This is a genomic window from Microcystis sp. M31BS1 (genome assembly GCF_020245285.1).
GTDB lineage: Bacteria > Cyanobacteriota > Cyanobacteriia > Cyanobacteriales > Microcystaceae > Microcystis > Microcystis panniformis.
In genome coordinates, this window is the sequence record NZ_JADBVE010000001.1 from 1 (window position 1) to 17,332 (window position 17,332).

The following is a 17,332-nucleotide window of genomic DNA, read 5'->3' on the forward strand; positions in this document are numbered from 1 at the left end:
AAATGGGGCGAAAGTCTGTGGACTCTGTGTAAGACAGTACATGGTTTTTTAACTGTGGTATGCGACGGTGGTGGAAGCAGAAACTTAAATCGTGAGGTTTAGGAATCGCCGCACTTTTAGGGCGGCGAGGATGTCAATTTACCGTTCCCCGTTCTCTTAATCCTCTTTCAGATCGCAAATCAGCAACGCCTGGGGAGAGTTTGCTGATAGCCAAGGGCTAAGAGATGACAGAGTTGGTGATATAGTAACTAAAGATCACACTTAAATCTAACCTTGCCATAGATGCACAAATCTCGAATCTGGCAACCTCAAAAATCTCCCGTCTCTAACATCAGTTTTAGCGATGAAATGAGGTAAGAATTTTGACCAAAATAATTAGCGACCGCATTGCCGTTTATCTGCTCATCGGTGGACTCCTGTTTAGAACAATCATCGCCCTGGGGCTTTATCCCGGGTATGATGAAGCCTATTATTATGTTTACAGCCATAATCTAGATTGGAGTTATTTCGATCATCCGCCAATAGTAGCGATTTCCACGGGTTTTGGGACTTGGATCACGGGATTAGTCAATCAATTTACCATTCGCTTCGGGACTCTCCTCCTCTATACTGGCAGCCTCTGCTTGCTCTATCTGACGGCTTTAAAATTGTTCAGTCTGCCGGTCGCCAGAATGACTTTAGCGATCGCGACCCTGATCCCCATCTATGGGATTGTCTTCGGGATTCTCTCGCAGCCAGATAGTCCTTTAATCTTTTTTTGGTCATTAACAGTCTATTTAGCTGCCCAAGAATTCTGGCCAATTCGGGAAAAAAACTATCATCCTAGCTATCGTCTGGCTTATATTGGACTTGCCGTAGGATTGGCGGTTTTAAGTAAATATCATGGCTTTATTTTGGGCTTTGGTTTAGTTTTATTTTGTCTGACCACTCCCCGCTATTGGCCTGTATTTAGATCGCCCTGGTTGGGATTAGGATTTATTCTCTTTTTGATAACTTTATTGCCAATTATATACTGGAATATTAACCATGATTGGATTTCCTTTCGCTTTCATTTAGAAGACCGTTTTTCTGGAGAACCCAAAGCCTTTAATATTCTCGGTATTCTCTCGGTTGTTGGCATTAGTATCGCCACGATGTTTCCTCCTTTCGGTCTGCCGATGTGGTGGGTGACATTTAAAAGCTTTGCCGAACAAATTCCTAACTTTATCTCGAAAAAAAGATTTTTTCATCGAGAAGAAGAATCACTAAAAAAATGGTTAATTCTCTCGGTTTCTCTGCCTTTAATCCTGGGAATGCTTTATGTGGGTGCTTCCCATTATCTCGCCCCTAGTTGGATTTTACCCGGGTTCTGGTCCTGCACAATTTTATTAGGAGAAAAGGCCAATACTTGGCAGCAATCTTCTCGAATCTGGGTAAAAAGATGGTTATGGGGATCGGGAATTTTTATCGTTACTGTTTTATCTATAGCAATGCTTCACGTTACTTTTGGCACTTTCCAAAAACCCAGTCAATACGCAATTTTTGGGGGAATTATTGCCCCAGAACAGGACCCTTCTCGGGAAATTGTCGATATCGATCAACTGCGCCAAGGCTTTGCTAATTCGCCCGAATTATTAGCACTTTTAAAAGATTCTAGCTTCGTTTTTACCCATAATTTTTATGTGACAGCATGGCTAGATATGGCTCTCTATCCCCTAGTTCCTATTCCCGTCACCTGTTTTAACAACGATCAAAGGGGTTATCAAATTTGGTTTAATCCTCAAGAATGGATCGGTAAAAATGGTTTATTAATTACTACAAATAGTTCTCTAGAAAGACCAGAAATAATCGATCGCTACCGTCCCTATTTCCAAGATATAATTAAAGTAGCTGTCATTCCGATCAAGCGCGGTGGTGTCGCCATCGAACAATTTCATGTTTACCAAGCTAAAGGACTAATTAAAACTTATCCTTAAAGCAGTTATAGCGGATAGGGGATAGATAAAATAGTCCATATATACTGATAACTTCTATCTCCTGAATTTTGTAAACTTTTTTACTTTTTGCTTGATAAATATGTCCATTCATCGAGTTCGTATTGCTAGAGATAAAGGGGAATTTGTCCAGTCCTTAGTTAATTTTAATCAGGGAATTGGACCCTTTCAAACCTATGCTGATGTCATCGCTTTTGCGGCGGCTTTAGGGGTAAGATATCAAGAGAGGGTGGCGATAGAAAATGTAGCGAAGGAACCCTCACCTATTAACCTAGAAATTTTTATTTCTCGTGGCTACGATACCCTAATCAAATTATTGGCAGTCAATGAATTGCAAGACACGAAAATTCTGTCTCCCCACGGGGTAGATTCGGAAGCTTTGCGAGTGACAATTTTCGAGGAATATGCCAACGCCGGTTTAGCAAGATTAGAACGAGAATTGCGCGGTGCGGTGGATTATACTGAAAGATTATTGTTAATTATCAGTCAGGAACGTTTTCGAGAAATTACTGCCACAACGGAATTCGATTTAGGCAGATTTTTGTAGTAGAAATCTTAGTTAAGTACCTAAGTAAAATTAATTACACATATCTAACCACCTCTTGCCTCTTGCCTATCTTCACTAGGAAATTAATTTTGCACGACTACTTATCAGTGTAGTTTGGTATGGGCTTTTTTCTCATAGGTGCGTTCAAATTTTGTGCGGGTGTAATTGGCAGCGATCGCTATTGCCAAAGCCAAAATTGCGAAAATAAGGGCAGTAATTTGATAGATAGACTGATTTGGGGATAAAATTGCCAGTAAAGCTAATAATATCCCCATTAAAATTGCGATCTGTTTAGTTTTTACCATTTTTTCATGGGCATCGCTACAGGTGCGACAGTGGACAGTGTGACGAGAATAGCGATCGAGGGGTAAAGGATCGGATAAATCGATCGCCGTTGTCCGCTGACTGGTGTAGCCTTGATAGTAGGGGAAAGAGTCCCCATAGCGATCGAACCATTGACGTAACTCAATCACCAAGGCATCGGAACTTTTTAAGGGTAAGTATAATTTTTGTAAACTATCTCTTGACTTTTCCACCATTTGCTGCTGACTTTGAATTAAAGGTAGATCATCTTCGAGGATGCGACTTTGACGCAGATGTTCCAACCAGCGCCAACGGTATTGACGGGAGTTAACGGCAAAATTTTGGTAACGTCGCATCAGTAAGCGAGAACGACCTTGACCCAGAGAAATCCCGTATAAAGCCAATCCAGCACACCAATGGGGATTAGGCAGAGCAAAACGATAATGAACGAGATTAGGGGCTATAAAATCCAGATATTTCCAGCTTTCCTGCGGATTGCGGCTATTGCGCCACTGACTGCGAATTCCCCGCGCCGAGATTTCGAGGATTTGGAAGGCTAACGGTTGAGCATTTTCCCGTTTTGCCCCGAATTCGCTGCGATCATGGCTAATATTAACATGGGCGGGATCGAGGAGATTTTCGAGTAAATAGCCCTGTTCATAGGGAAAATCGATGAGATAATCGGTATGGACACAATTGGGGTCTTCTAGGTCTTTGATGATAGGAATATCGCTTTCTTTCGCTGTTTCCTCTTCTCCTAACCAAACCCAGAGGACTCCCTGACGTTCCACCACCCGATAGGATTTAACCTTGGCATTGCGGGGAATCGGGGTATTGACTGGCAGTTGGGGAATATGGGAACATTTTCCATCCGTCTCGAACTGCCAACCATGGTACAAACATTCTAAACGCCCAGCGATCATCTGTCCGGTGGAGAGTTTCGCCAAGCGATGGGGACAGCGATCAAGCAAACAGCCCCATTTTCCCTGCTGATCGCGAAATATTAGCAATGGTTGCCCATAAAGAGAGAAAGAGTAGGGATTTTTTTGCCAATCCTGCACGAATAACACAGGATACCAACAATTTTGGTAGTGAAAATAGTCATCCCTAGGCAGGGGTTGAGATTGATCAGCGCTTGTCATGGGGATGAGAGAGAAAAAATATTAATCATCATCATAATATCGCTGCGGCCAATTGATCTCTGTCTTCCTACTATCTTTTAATTAATCGGAAAGAGACTAGGAGAGGGTGGAAATTCCCGATAGGCGTTAATTGTAGCCAAAAAATCGATTGTAAAGCCTTTTATTGATTTCGTATAGTAGCCAAATAATTAAAAAACAGACAGAGATGAATAGCAAAGGTTTTTTAGTCAGTAAATTCTGCAAACTCCAGAATAGTTGCTGCGGTTGAGTGACTAGATACCAACTATTCAGTCGGAGAAACCTTCCTAAATAGATACCGATCGCACTTAAAAAATGGAGAGTTATTTCTAGGGGTAAAACTGCTGAATTTAGCTGACTTTGCTGACAATAACTTTTTAAATTAAGTAAGGAGAGAACGTATAGCTGAAAGCCAATAAAAATAAAGAAGCTATACTGGGGAATTAAAACTAAAAAAATTAAACTTTTGGCGTAATCCTCCTGAACATAAGAGATTAAATGAATGCTATCGGTGAGAATATAGGGAGCATTGGGTAAAAAAAGCACAAAAACTAAGAGAATTAACCACCAGAGTAGGGAACGATCGAGGGTGATCCGAAATAGCCAAAAGCTGAGGACAAAGGGGATAAAAGCCAGAAAAGAATTCCAGATAATTCTTCCGGTGCTAAGGTTAAATAATTGCCAAGCATTGTGCCACCAATCCCTAGTTAAAATTATCGTTAAATCTGCCCAAATCATCTCTTAAATACCAGTATCCTCTGGGGTTGATAAATATCTTAACCAATTTTTTAAAGATTCCGGAAAAGGGATTCTTTTTCTAGCGGTGGGAGCGATGCACACATGGCGAGTTTTCGCTTTTGCGACCATGATTTCAGCCAAATAAATTTTATACTGCAATTGAAACTCGTTTTCGCTCAGGGATCGGGCAGTGAAATCAATCTGTATTTGATCGCCACAAAAAAGAGGCCGAAAAAACTGGATTTCCGCTTGAGTAATCGGTAGGGCAACCGGAGAATCTTTGAAAAAATCCTTGATATTAATGCCAAATTGTGCTAAAGAAAACTCGTAGGCTTCATGACAGATCGAGAGAAGATGGGCAAAGTAAACCACACCGGCCGCATCGGTATCGGCCAGATAAATTAGGCGTTCATAGGACATAAAAAGCTTATTGTCTTTCTAGAAAGGTTAAACTATCTTGTAGTTGTCTTAACTCGTCTCGATGGGCTTTGACAGTTAATTCCGTTTGCTGAGATTTGCTTTCTACTTTAAAAGCCACTTCCTCTAAACGGCCGACTTTTTGCCAATAGAAAACACCCGCGAGGGGAGATAAACCCACAAGAGCAAAAATATAGGGATTAGTATCGGGAAATAACACCGATAACACCAGTGAGAAGCAAAATAAACCCAAGGCAGCTAAAATTGTCAAAAATATCGCTAGAAAGGGGCTAGGCGGCACAAAACCCTGTAATCTGACAATATTCTGTTCGGGTTCGATCGCCTTGACTTGATAGGAACGTCGGTCAAAATAATCTCGCAGTTGTTCTAATAGTTGGTCGTCACTGGTACTGGTAAGATAGACACGCTGTTCGATACGCTCCTTGACGGAACCGCGAATAAAAAAGAATAATCCCACCATGAGCAGGAGAGTCAGAAAAAAAGTTGAGGAAAGAACGGGGGTATCCATGGCGGCAGTTAGGAGCGAAAAAACTTACAATTAATCCTAATCCTAACCTATCTTCTCCCCCGATTTAGAAGATAGACCCTAGGAGCAAAACCTCGATCGAGAATCAGAAAAATTTAACCCCAAGGCAGATTCATGGGCAACAATCTATTAACAGGATTAATCGAACCCTTACAGTATAGTTTCATGCAGAGATCCCTAATTGAAGCTATCATCGTCGGGATCATTTGTGCGGTGGTGGGAACCTACCTGATGGTACAACGTTTGGCCCTCTTGGGCGATGCCATCAGTCACTCGGTCCTACCCGGATTAGCGATCGCTTTTATTGGTAATTTTAATCTGCTACTGGGTGCTTTACTAGCCTCAATGGTCAGTACTCTACTGATTAACTTGATCCGTAATCGTTCCCCGATCAAAGAAGATGCGGCCATGGGTATCGTTTTCTCGGCTTTTTTTGCCCTTGGCATCACCCTGATCACTCTCATCCAAAAAAACAACAAAATTGACCTGAATCACTTTCTCTTCGGCAATATTCTGGGTGTTACTGCTGCCGACATCCGCGACACCCTAATTATTGCCGTTATCGTTTTGTTAACCGTTTTGCTCCTGTATAAAGAACTATTATTCTACACTTTCGACAAAATCGGGGCGCAAGCGGCGGGTTTACCGGTAAATTTATTAGATTTAGGCTTAATGCTCCTGATCGGTCTGACAATAGTTGCTAGTCTGCAAGCGGTGGGAGTAATCCTCGTTTTGTCCCTTTTGATTACCCCCGCGGCCACTGCTTATCTTTTAGTTACCCGTCTCCATCAAGTCATGGGTTTAGGTGTGGGTGTGGGTATTATTTCTAGTATCAGTGGGATGTATTTAAGTTATTACTGGAATTTACCCTCTGGACCGGCGATCGTGCTTGTCGCTTTTAGCCTATTTATGTTGGCCTTTTTATTCAGTCCCCGTCAAGGAATTTTCACCCATCCCGCTAGTCTAGGTGGTCAACTTTCTATCTGGGGAGAGATGAAAAATTTGTTGAGACGACGTTAGTTTGCAGCAGAAGGTGGGGTTTTTGGCCCGTGATCAAAAACAGCCGACGACTGACGACTAAAAAACTGATAACTGCTATAAGTAGGTGGGTGGAATTAAATATAAGATGAACGTAGGTTGGGTTGAAGCATGAAACCCAACGCCCGATTATGTTACGCTACCGCTAACCCATCCTACAAATAATTGTGCCTCCCTACTTAAGTAGTCGGACAAAATTAATTTCCTAGTCGAGACTCCGAGACAGCAGAGGATGCCCTATCCGGTTATACTTCATCTTTATGATAAACGCCTTAAGTAGGTTTGGCTGAATAAATCTAAAAACCTTGTTGGGTAAGACTTTTAGACTTTTTGTCAATCAAAAAGTCCCAGCTCTGGGAGTGATCGGGGGGAAAATTCCTGGACTTTTTCCCTGAAAATTAGGTAATTGACCCCCTCAAAATCGGTAAAACCCTACACCCCCCCTGGGTTGGGGGGGCCACACCCTGTCCCCAGGAAAAACTTTTTCAGCAGACCCTAAGTAGGCGACAGTTTTTGAAAAATGGTATAAGAACTATAAATGTCAATTGATCGACTTAAATCTTAAACTAAATAATCAAGCCCGAATCGCCCGGTATTGGAGGGACAAAACAACTCGTGAGTATAACTGATTTAATCCAAAAAGGCGGAGTGGCCATGTGGCCACTGCTTTTTCTGTCTATTTTAGCTCTTAGCACTATTATCGAACGAATTTGGTTTTGGAGTCGTACTCTCCTCAGTGAGGGCCAGATTTTGAATCGCATTATGGAATCGGCCATCCGTAACTGGGATTTGGCGGCAAAAGTCGCTAGGGATTCCCGCAATCATCCCATCGGGAGCTATCTCTACGCACCCCTGCGCTTAGAAAATCCAGATCCAGAGGTTTTTCACTTTGCCCTCGAATCGGCTGCCGATGAACAATTATCCCTAATGAAACGGGGCGATAAAATCCTTGAGGCAGTCATTGCCCTTTCTCCCCTGTTAGGATTATTAGGGACGGTACTCGGTTTAATTACCTCTTTGGCCAATATTCAATTAAGTGACCTGGGAACTTCCTCCACAGCCGGAGTAACTTTAGGTATTAGTGAAGCTTTAATTTCCACCGCTACCGGCTTAATTGTCGCTATTTTTAGCCTCGCTTTCTATCGTGTTTTTCAGGGACTCTGGTTCAATCAAGCCCGAATTTTTCGCAAGGCCGGCAGTGATTTAGAAATTATCTACCGCCAACGCTGGTTACACCAAGAAGACCAACAATACGCCCTCAGTGCTAACCTAGAAAAACCTCTCGATCGCTAAATCTCTCCCTTATCAAGCATGGCCGAAACTAAATCTCTTAACCACAAAAAGCCAAAAAGTAGCCATATTACGGCTCGTCCGCTCAAATTATGGCATGATCAACAGCGCATTCAAGAGGATGTGCAGGTTAATATCATTCCCTTGATCGATGTAATTTTCTGTATTCTCACTTTCTTTATTCTCGGTGCAGTGGGATTATCTCGCCAACAGGCTATCAGCCTCGATTTACCGAAAGCTAGTACCGCCACCACCCCGATGCGGGAAATGTTGGTGGTTAGTCTCGATGATTTCGGACAACTCTACGTCGAAAAACAAATGGTGACTCGCGCCCAGTTGTTCGAGGCGATCAAGAATTATCATCAATATAGTCCCAATGGACTGATGGTACTGAATGCCTCCAGAAATGCCAGTTATAACGAAGTGGTTGGGGTTTTAGACCTACTGCGACAGGTAGGCGGTGATCGTGTGGCTTTAGCGACGCTATCGGGGGAGGCTAACAATCCCACCCTGGAAAATAGCAATCCTTTGCCCAATTTGCCGACTAATCCCACCTTGCCCAGTTTACCCAATCCTCTGGGCAGCAATTAACTAGGAATGGATGCGATAGGTGAGTAATTGTTCTTCGAGAGCAGCAATGCGATTGTAGGCCGCTGTCAATTGTGCCGTTAATCGGCGAATTTGGATTTCATCGGCAAAAGAATTATCGCCATTGACAGCTGGCGCTTGTTTGCCACCGTGATCCCGGAGAATATCTTTATGATCGTAGAGGCTATTATCGGATAACTCGGAAAAACCGACCATTTCCAGGGATTCTCCCAGGGAATGACTCGATTTATCCCCAGCTAGGATAGCAATTTGCTGGCTGAGGCTTTCGACAATATCCTGTAGACGCTCGACTTTCTGCTCAAGACTGATAATCTGTTGTTGTAGTCCATTCATGCAATTACCTAGGGATAAAGGAGGTTTCCCCTCTATGCTAGGCTCTGGAGGAAATGGACTATAACAATTTATGATTGATTTAACGATCCCTTTACTACCCTTAACGAAAATATGGCACGGGAAGTCCCCACACGAGACCGAAGCAGGATGGGGATGTGCCGAGTGCCTCCTTTCCCCTTGATCAAAACCTATGCCACAACAAGGACTTAAGCATATTTTGAGACTTTTTAGAATGAAATAGCCCTGGCATCGGTAATCGCACTCGACATAAAAATTAGCTCACCAATCTAGATAAAACTTCTCGATGAATTAAAGCTCGATCGATTAAAAAATGTTTGCGATCGCTGGTTAATCCTTCTCCATTGGCATAAAAATCAATCCAAGCATTACTAATATCATTAACTGTTTCTGGTAACTGATCTAATTCCCAACCCGGCATCGGTACTTCGGCAATTAATCGCGACACTTTCGGATCATAACTAAGGGCAAAACAACGACAATCTTCTGCTGCGGCCATAATTAAACTATGAAAGCGCATTCCGATCACCATTTCTACCCCACGAAATAAGCCTTTTAACTGTCTTGGATCCTCTAAAATAATGATTTGATGATTTTCCCTTAATTGACGTGCTACAGCTTCACAGAGGGGCAAATCCCGCGACTTTTGAAAAGGGACTAAGAGAATAAATGCCCCCGTACTGGTTTGCAAATCAATTAAAGCTTGGGTTAATTTATCTAATTTTGCTGGGGTTAATAGGGGATGGGGACGTAAATTGACGGCGATTCTTGGGGCAGGTAAATCCGATAATCCCTTGACTGATTGAGCGTCTAAAGCCCATACTGGATCGGGGGCAACAATGGGACTAATACCCCAATTGGCGACTAAATGAGCCGAAGTATCATCGCGCACACTAACTAAACTACATTGTTGTAAGACTTTTTTGGTTAACCAACGGGTAAAAGGTCTATTTAATGGTCCAATTCCCTGCCCCCAAGCAATAGTTTTTAAGCCCAATAATTGAGCAAGAGCCATTAAACCACCGTAATAAATTGGACTGGCAAAACTGGTGACATCCTGCATTAAACTGCCACCACCCCAGATAAATATATCGGCTTTTTTAAGAGTTTGAAAAACTTGCCACCAATCCCGACTAGGACAGGTTTCCACTCCATAACGTTGACTGGTTTCTCTGGGATTATTTGACAAAACAATAGGTTTAATTTCTGACGGCAGCATCTGCAATAGAGACACTAATAATGCCTCATCTCCTCCGTTTCCTCTCCCATAATATCCACAAATTACTGCACGCATATATCAGTTATCAGTTATCAGTTATCAGTTATCAGTTATCAGTTATCAGTTATCAGTTATCAGTTATCAGTTAATAGAGCTTTTCACGTTACTGAGGTATCGACAAGTTTTGCCAACAAAGGGTTTAAGCTCCTTGCTCATACCTCATTCTGATGAAAACTGCTATATCTATTTTCTTATTCCCACTCATAACTAATAGCTTAAACCTGATCACTGTTTACTGATAACTGATCACTGACTTAGTCGTCCATTTGCCAGGGTTCGGTGATGTTTTTTTCATCAAGGATATTTTTTGCTCTTAAAATCAAGACCAATTCACCTAGTATGGTGACATCGGGCGAACTATCAAACCATTGTAAAAAAACGGCATTATCCTTCTCCACTAGATAATAATTGTTCACGTCCCATTCGGCAAAAACTCGATCGATCACTAATAACACTTCCTCAGATCTGGTGGCAATCGATCGAGGTAATTGATCACTAGGCCATAAAATAGCTACAGGATCGATCGCCTTGAGAATTGCTTGCCAACCGGGGAGAGGCACAATTGTTTGTTTATCCCCCACCGTTACCAATCGAAAAGGTTCCTCGACGCTCAGACTTTCCGTGCATTTTATATCAGTTACCGTCACCGGAAATCTTCCTACTAAAGGAATAATTCTGGCTAATTCGTCCTCATCCTGTAAACGATGGACGGGCAGCAACGGTGCGCTACGGGTGGGAGTAACGGTAAAATCTTGTAGTAAAGACTCGATCGCCTGTCTGGCCGAGTCAGAATGGGCAAATTTCAAACCTTTAGCGATTAATTTCGCTCTTTCGGCTAAATCTCGCTTTTGTTTGCCCCGTTTCCAACACTGGTAAGCGATCGCATCTCCAGGATGACGAGTAAATTCACTGGGAATCTGGGATAAACGGGAAAAATCTTGGATAGCTTTGGCGATATCGTGTGCTTCAGCCACCTCAATCCTTTTTTCTGCCGCTAATTTCGCTGCCCCCAATCTTTGTTCTTGGTTGAGAATCCGCAATTCGTATAGCACATCACTGCGCGGCCCGATGTAGTAACTTAATAAATCTTCATCTGCCCCCGCTTTGATTAAACTCTCAAAAACTTGGGCAGCGACAATAATTAAATTTTGTTGGGCATTTTGAAAACCGGTTTGTTCAAAAATTAACTGGGAATCGTAGCCAGCTTTTTGCAGTTTTTGACATTTTTGCCCCCAATTCACCCAATTTCCTTCCTTACGAAGCAGCGATCGCATTAATTCGGTCGCTTCCGTTTCGCTGATTCGATCATCTGTACTGCGAGGCTGTTCTGTCATAGACAACTTGATCAAGCTACAATAACTAAAATTTATCTAATCCCTCAAAAATCTTCAATAGCAATTAAGGTTAACAGGATAGACTAGATAGTAACAGGATAGCTGACAATCACCCCCTTCGTACCTGTTAGGGCAAGTTTATCTTCAATGTCTAGATTAAGAGTTAATGGAAGCATTCCCCCCTCGTCCACAACTAACCCCGGTCAAAGGACGATGAAAACCAAGCGTCACCCCAAAGATAGTGCCTTGGGTTTAGTCTCTACCCTCAGCTTTCCGGCGATCGTCGGGACGGCGGATATGATGCTAAAATCGGCAGAAGTTACCCTCGTGGGTTACGAAAAAATTGGCGGTGGTCACTGTACGGCGATCGTGCGTGGTAATATTGCCGATGTGCGGTTAGCAGTGGAAGAAGGGGCAAAAACCGCCGCACAGTTCGGACAATTGGTATCTAAATCGGTTATTCCCCGACCAATGCCCAATTTAGAGGTAATTTTCCCAATTGGTAGCCGTTTAGCCGAAATTGCCCAAAGTCAACGGGGTTTCAGCAAACTGAGCAATATGTCGATCGGTCTCTTGGAAACCCGTGGTTTTCCTGCTATGGTGGGGGCAGCCGATGCCATGTTAAAATCCGCCGATGTGCAGTTAGCTTCCTACGAAACAATTGGGGATGGTTTGTGTACGGCCATTATCCGGGGTTCCGTCGCTAATGTGGCCGTAGCCATTGATGCGGGAATGCGGGAAGCGGAGAAAATCGGTGAACTGCACGCGGTGATGATTATTCCCCGTTTATTGGAGGATTTAGAACATACCCTACCGGTAGCCAGCTACTGGTTAGAAACCCCCGAACCTTTACCGATGTTGTTACCCAATACTGTCCGGGAAAAACAACGGGAATTGGTCGCTTTACCAGAATTGGAAAAAACCAAAATACCAATTCGTCGCCAAGAAATGCAGGAAAAAGTGTTAGAAGAAGTGATTCCCGTGGAAGTTATCACCGATGAGGACAGTTATTAATTTTTATTTTCAACCTTGCTCCTGTGCTGCTAAAAGTATAGGAGCAAAAGGTTGAATTAGGATTTGCTGAAAACGTTTGTTGGTGGGTGTGGATTTCCAGGTAAAAAATCTTTACAGAAGCCCCCGACAATTAAACGAATCGAATAATGATAAATTTTTGTCAAGGGGTGCGGTCAGATCGAATAATCATCGGTAGAATGAGCCTATGTTGTCAGAAATTTAGTTAAACAAGGTTTTTGGCAATATACTAATCTGGCTAACACGCTTTTGGGCGTGATATAGGGAAAAGCTCTGGCGGTTGCGCCTAAATGAGGTGATATACCGAAAGTTGACCCATATCGTTAGTCTGGAGAGTTTTAGGCAGAAAGTTGACCTATAATATGTGGTTAGCCGCGTCCGAGGTAGAACAATGGCGGAGCCGAAACGACTGATTGATATCCAATTGGAGATGCTTAACGCTGAACTGAACCATATCGGTGGGGCGATCCGTCAACATGATGAGATCACCAAGTCGGTTAAGAACTGGGCCGTCGTGACATGGACAGCTAGCATTGGCTTGTTCCTCAAGGACCCAAATTTGCACTCACTCATCTGGTTGACAGCCATCGTGCCTTTGGTGTTTTGGATTGTGGATGGTTCCTTTCGCAGAATTCAGAGGAGTCTCATTAGTCGCATGCAGGAGATTTCACACTACGTAAACTCGCCGATGTTCAGAACAGCAGCCGAGAACGGGTCTGCCTTGGAGTTCCCGCTGCTACTGATGCGAAGGAAGACCAAAGATTTCAAAAACACGCTTCCAGGCACGATGTTGTTTCGATCGGTATCGCTGCTCTATCTGGGTTTGGCGTTTTGCAGTTCGCTGCTCTGGCTGACTGTGAAGTGAGAATGAGGGAGCTAACCAAACGCTCCAGCCGACTGCTACGGCTGCGGCTGAGCGTTGACGTTAGGTTTCAAACCAACATTGCGATCGCAATGTTGTAGGGTGCGTTCCCTAATGTGGCTCTTACTGCTCCACCGATCGATTTTGGGGAACGCACCATGCACATTGATTGAAACTGTGGGTTTAAGTGCGATACCGAAGACACTGGGTAGCACCCCTAGATGTCGTTAGGCCTTCAATCTACTTACAGATCAGAGGCAGGCATTGACAATTAATGTAGGATTAGTTAGTATGATGATTTAATCCTACCAAGCTGTCGTAAACAGTTTATGGCAATGAGTAAGAAAGTTAGCATAACCTTAGACGACGAAGTTTTGGAATTTGTAGATCGACTAGCAAGCAATCGTAGCAGCTTCATAAATGATGTTCTCTGGCAAGAGAAGAGAAGGGTTTTTATGAAAGAGCTAGAAGAAGCTTATAAAGATCAGGCCAATGATCCAGAGATGCAAGCAGAAATCTCTGTCTGGGATATTGCAGTGGGCGACGGTCTAAATGCCTAATGGAAGACTAACCTATAAGCGAGGAGAGATCTGGTGGGTCGATCTGAAACCCGCTGTTGGTCATGAAACCGATAAAGAACGTCCTTGCCTGATTTTACAAAACGATATTGGCAATCAAAATGGAACAACGACAGTAGTTGCTCCATTGTTGCCCGGGAAAAGGACTTATCCTTTTGTTGTCAATATTACACCGACAGTGCAGAATGGACTAGACGGAGATCGATACATCAACTTAAGTCAAATGAGGGCTGTAGATTCTCAAAGAATTAAGAATAAACAGGGTGTTTTAGAAGACGTTTATTGGGAAGAAATAGAGAAAGCAGTATGTATTGAGCTCGGTTTCAGCAAATCGCTATCGTCGTAGAGTTCGTTCCCTAAGGTGGTTCCTACTGCTCCAGCGATCGATTTTGGGGAACGCACCATGCACATTGATTGAAGCTGTGGGTTAAAGTGCGATGTGGGCTAATCTGGCTAACACGCTTTTGGGCGTGATATAGGGAAAAGTTCTGGCGATTGCGCCTAAATGGGGTGATATGGCGAAAGTTGACCCATATCGTTACTCTGGAGAGTGTTATACATAGAGTTGGCGTATAATATGTAGTTAGAACCTCTTAAATAGTGGGTCTGCAAGCTCAATGAAAAAAGAACGAAAATTTTCCGACTACAAATCCGAAGCTGAGGCGTGGATCACACTCGCCACAGGTGAGTATTACCCAGATATTCTTCCGGACGCTTGCCGATTATATGAGCCAGTTCTAGTCGAGTTTGGGCTATTGCTAAAGACATCGCATTCTTCCACTAACTTTTTCACCTCTATTATGGACACGAGGAATCAGTGGATGCGCACGCAGCTTTGCCGTGTATTTAAGAAGTACGTTAGCCCACAAACACCAGTTGAAATGTTAAAAAAAAAACAGACACAGATAGAATATGTGTTCAGTTTGGTGATGCTTTCAGGAATATTGTCGAAGTCCAGCAGAAATTTGACAGTCGCCCCATGCCCGACGAAGCGTTATGCGCAGTACTTTGGGAATACAAGGATCGCGGTAAAAAAGGGTATGACTTAACTGAAAGGTTATTCGATGTTCTGCGCAGCCAGCATATCGGGTTGGTTGTTACGGGCCCTGAAAGAGCGGGTAAAGATGTACTGCTAGGAAATGTTTTTAATGATTACCCGAAGCCAGATCGTCCAGTAGATTTCGTTATCTATGAAGGCAAGAAAGTGCTTGCTATTGGTTTGGCTCGCTACGACTCAGATCGCGGCGGTGCACAGGAGGATGATCGCACGGGTCAATATCGTGAAGTTGCCCAAGAGATTCTTGGCTATGCAGACAGTCATGGATTGCCGCATATCAAAGTGGTCTATGTAAATGACGGCCCAGGCCTCTTACTTGGTTCTATGTGGAATGATTACGCTTACATCGAAGATCAATGGCCAGACCGAGTAAAGGTTGTCACGCTGCGCATGGTTCCAGATCGCATCACATCTGAATGGTTGAGGTCTTAAGTATGGCGGTTCCAATTCCAGGCATGGGAAATCGTACAAAAGGAGAAAGGGTGTCGCCTGTGGACACTAATGGTTTTCGCCTAGAGTACCCCGGAAAAAAGGCACAAGAAGATATTCTTGCGCTTCCCGCAGGACACTACTCGCCAAATTCGGCATATTCAGGCGGCGATAATAGGCTTTACCACGCGGACAACTTGGCTGTACTTGCGGCTTTAGCGAAGGATGAAGCCGTAAGCGGAAAAGTGAAACTTGTTTACATCGATCCTCCATTTGCAACTGCATCATCCTTTGAGTCAAGAAAACAAAACCATGCTTATGACGATCATCTTGTTGGACCTGATTTTGTTGAAACGTTACGCGAACGCCTAATTTTAATTCACCGTTTGTTGGCCGATGATGGTTCGCTATACCTTCACCTTGATGAAAGAATGATTTTTCATTTTCGCGTCGTCTTAGATGAAATTTTCGGAGAGAAAAATTTCCGAAATTGCATAACGCGCAAGAAGTGCAATCCTAAGAACTACACGAGAAAGACATACGGAAATGTAGCCGACTACATTCTTTTCTACACAAAGAGCGATAACTATGTATGGAACCGACCAATTGAACCATGGGATGAAGTTAAATCAGTAAAGGAGTATCCATGCCTTGATCCCGATGGGCGCAGATACAAAAAAGTACCCGTCCATGCTCCCGGTGTCCGTAACGGGGAAACAGGTGGGGAGTGGAAAGGCAAGCTGCCGCCACCCGGAAAGCATTGGCAATATAAACCGTCAACCCTAGATGAGATGGATGCCCGTGGAGAGATTTATTGGTCGCCAACGGGAAACCCGCGCCGAAAAATCTATCTTGAAAATAGCGCTGGAATTCCAGTGCAAGACATTTGGATGGACTTTCGTGACGCGCATAATCAAAACATTCATATAACCGGCTATCCAACGGAAAAGAATCCTGCACTTCTTTCTAGAATTATTGAAGCATCATCAAATCCCGGTGATCTTGTCCTAGATTGCTATGCAGGGTCTGGAACCACATTAGTGGTGGCATCAGAGCTTGGGCGGAAATGGATTGGTGTTGATCGTAGCCAGGAGGCTATTACAACAATATTGCATAGGATGGCTAATGGCTCGGATCGTATGGGTGATTTTGTCAATGAGAAATCCAAAAAAGCTTCATTGCCATTATTCAGCATTGCCGACTTCACACTGTTTGAAGAGGCTGCGGAAGAAAACATTCAGCCTAAAGATGCTGACATTACATCGCCAAACGGGGTTCTAACAATTCGTTCCAGCGGACGCGCTAAAGCGCGCCGCTGAACTTATCCGTTATGCTAAACCAATAAGCTGTAGTGCGATACCGAAGGCACTGCGTAGTGCGATGCCGAAGGCACTGCGTAGCAGTACGCAATCTTGTAGGGTGCGTTCCCTAAGGTGGCTCCTACTGCTCCACTAATAGATTTTTGGGGAACGCACCATGCACATTGATTGAAACTGTGGGTTTAAGTGCGATGTCGAAGGCACTGGGTAGCACCCCTAGATGTCGTTGGAGGGCTTGCTTTAGGGCGCTATACTGGGTTATAGGGGTTTTCAAGATTAGTGCTGTTTCTCATCAAATCCTATGCTAGACTGGTGGTAGATTAGTTATCGGTGGTGATTCGGTAGTAGTGATGGCGGCTTAATCCTTTGCTTTGCTGTGCATTGTAGTCATGGATAAAATACCAAACAGCCCCAACGTGATTCTCCATTTTTTTAGAGAAAGATAGACTCTCTCTCACCAGCCGAGAAA

Annotated in this window: 19 protein-coding genes; 12 read left to right on the forward strand and 7 right to left on the reverse strand. The window is 43.5% G+C overall.

Features of this window, described 5'->3' with window-relative positions; genetic code table 11:
- Window positions 1–362 precede the first annotated feature (362 nt).
- Entirely contained in the window at window positions 363–1,955 is a 1,593-nt protein-coding gene (locus IM509_RS00005) for an ArnT family glycosyltransferase (RefSeq protein ID WP_052275700.1), read from the forward strand.
- A 100-nt stretch (window positions 1,956–2,055) separates the two neighbouring features.
- Window positions 2,056–2,520, forward strand: a complete 465-nt coding sequence (locus tag IM509_RS00010; RefSeq protein WP_002738176.1) for a DNA phosphorothioation-associated protein 4 — start codon at window positions 2,056–2,058, stop codon at window positions 2,518–2,520.
- A gap of 104 nt (window positions 2,521–2,624) precedes the next feature.
- On the opposite strand, the gene IM509_RS00015 is transcribed toward IM509_RS00010, so the two are convergent.
- The 4 genes from IM509_RS00015 to IM509_RS00030 all read right to left on the reverse strand — a co-directional run bounded on the left by IM509_RS00015 (window position 2,625) and on the right by IM509_RS00030 (window position 5,667).
- On the reverse strand, window positions 2,625–3,965 hold the full coding sequence (locus IM509_RS00015; protein ID WP_185237645.1) for an aromatic ring-hydroxylating dioxygenase subunit alpha: 1,341 nt from the start codon (window positions 3,963–3,965) through the stop codon (window positions 2,625–2,627).
- Between the two features lie 126 nt (window positions 3,966–4,091).
- Window positions 4,092–4,721: a DUF1361 domain-containing protein gene (locus IM509_RS00020; RefSeq protein WP_052275701.1), complete on the reverse strand. Its 630-nt coding sequence runs from the start codon at window positions 4,719–4,721 to the stop codon at window positions 4,092–4,094.
- A gap of 3 nt (window positions 4,722–4,724) precedes the next feature.
- Window positions 4,725–5,141, reverse strand: coding sequence for an acyl-CoA thioesterase (locus IM509_RS00025; RefSeq protein WP_052275702.1), 417 nt, complete (start codon window positions 5,139–5,141; stop codon window positions 4,725–4,727).
- A 7-nt stretch (window positions 5,142–5,148) separates the two neighbouring features.
- A complete protein-coding gene (locus IM509_RS00030; protein ID WP_002734244.1) occupies window positions 5,149–5,667 on the reverse strand; it encodes a cofactor assembly of complex C subunit B in 519 nt (172 codons plus the stop codon).
- 132 nt (window positions 5,668–5,799) lie between these two features.
- Between IM509_RS00030 and IM509_RS00035 the strand changes: the two genes are divergently transcribed.
- From IM509_RS00035 to IM509_RS00045, 3 genes are all read left to right on the forward strand, one after another.
- Complete coding sequence (locus IM509_RS00035) at window positions 5,800–6,705, forward strand: metal ABC transporter permease (protein ID WP_002785065.1); 906 nt, start codon at window positions 5,800–5,802, stop codon at window positions 6,703–6,705.
- A gap of 672 nt (window positions 6,706–7,377) precedes the next feature.
- Window positions 7,378–8,016 carry a MotA/TolQ/ExbB proton channel family protein gene (locus IM509_RS00040; protein WP_081417888.1) on the forward strand — a complete coding sequence of 213 codons (639 nt, stop codon included), beginning with the start codon at window positions 7,378–7,380 and terminating at the stop codon, window positions 8,014–8,016.
- Between the two features lie 18 nt (window positions 8,017–8,034).
- On the forward strand, window positions 8,035–8,604 hold the full coding sequence (locus IM509_RS00045) for an ExbD/TolR family protein (protein ID WP_072926748.1): 570 nt from the start codon (window positions 8,035–8,037) through the stop codon (window positions 8,602–8,604).
- Here the strand turns inward: IM509_RS00045 and IM509_RS00050 are convergent, their stop codons facing one another.
- Entirely contained in the window at window positions 8,605–8,955 is a 351-nt protein-coding gene (locus IM509_RS00050) for a hypothetical protein (RefSeq protein WP_052275704.1), read from the reverse strand.
- 274 nt (window positions 8,956–9,229) lie between these two features.
- The gene (gene csaB, locus IM509_RS00055) at window positions 9,230–10,267 is read right to left on the reverse strand and encodes a polysaccharide pyruvyl transferase CsaB (protein ID WP_072926750.1); all 1,038 of its coding nucleotides are present in this window, start codon (window positions 10,265–10,267) and stop codon (window positions 9,230–9,232) included.
- Here csaB and IM509_RS00060 point away from each other — a divergent pair.
- The gene (locus IM509_RS00060) at window positions 10,213–10,341 is read left to right on the forward strand and encodes a hypothetical protein (protein ID WP_287716214.1); all 129 of its coding nucleotides are present in this window, start codon (window positions 10,213–10,215) and stop codon (window positions 10,339–10,341) included. The genes csaB and IM509_RS00060 overlap by 55 nt on opposite strands.
- A 165-nt stretch (window positions 10,342–10,506) precedes the next feature.
- Here IM509_RS00060 and raf1 read toward each other — a convergent pair whose 3' ends face one another.
- Window positions 10,507–11,586 carry a RuBisCO accumulation factor 1 gene (gene raf1 / locus IM509_RS00065; protein WP_185237824.1) on the reverse strand — a complete coding sequence of 360 codons (1,080 nt, stop codon included), beginning with the start codon at window positions 11,584–11,586 and terminating at the stop codon, window positions 10,507–10,509.
- Window positions 11,587–11,799: 213 nt separating this feature from the next.
- Here raf1 and ccmO point away from each other — a divergent pair, with 213 nt between their 5' ends.
- The 6 genes from ccmO to IM509_RS00095 all read left to right on the forward strand — a co-directional run bounded on the left by ccmO (window position 11,800) and on the right by IM509_RS00095 (window position 16,863).
- Window positions 11,800–12,600, forward strand: a complete 801-nt coding sequence (gene ccmO / locus IM509_RS00070; RefSeq protein ID WP_002775137.1) for a beta-carboxysome assembly protein CcmO — start codon at window positions 11,800–11,802, stop codon at window positions 12,598–12,600.
- A gap of 409 nt (window positions 12,601–13,009) precedes the next feature.
- Complete coding sequence (locus tag IM509_RS00075) at window positions 13,010–13,483, forward strand: hypothetical protein (protein WP_052275707.1); 474 nt, start codon at window positions 13,010–13,012, stop codon at window positions 13,481–13,483.
- Between the two features lie 332 nt (window positions 13,484–13,815).
- Complete coding sequence (gene mazE / locus IM509_RS00080) at window positions 13,816–14,040, forward strand: type II toxin-antitoxin system MazE family antitoxin (protein ID WP_052278377.1); 225 nt, start codon at window positions 13,816–13,818, stop codon at window positions 14,038–14,040.
- The gene (locus IM509_RS00085; protein WP_052275708.1) at window positions 14,033–14,404 is read left to right on the forward strand and encodes a type II toxin-antitoxin system PemK/MazF family toxin; all 372 of its coding nucleotides are present in this window, start codon (window positions 14,033–14,035) and stop codon (window positions 14,402–14,404) included. The genes mazE and IM509_RS00085 overlap by 8 nt, the downstream gene beginning before the upstream one ends.
- A gap of 633 nt (window positions 14,405–15,037) precedes the next feature.
- On the forward strand, window positions 15,038–15,547 hold the full coding sequence (locus tag IM509_RS00090) for a hypothetical protein (protein WP_249264976.1): 510 nt from the start codon (window positions 15,038–15,040) through the stop codon (window positions 15,545–15,547).
- A gap of 2 nt (window positions 15,548–15,549) precedes the next feature.
- Window positions 15,550–16,863, forward strand: coding sequence for a site-specific DNA-methyltransferase (locus IM509_RS00095; RefSeq protein ID WP_223210363.1), 1,314 nt, complete (start codon window positions 15,550–15,552; stop codon window positions 16,861–16,863).
- Window positions 16,864–17,332: the final 469 nt, after the last annotated feature.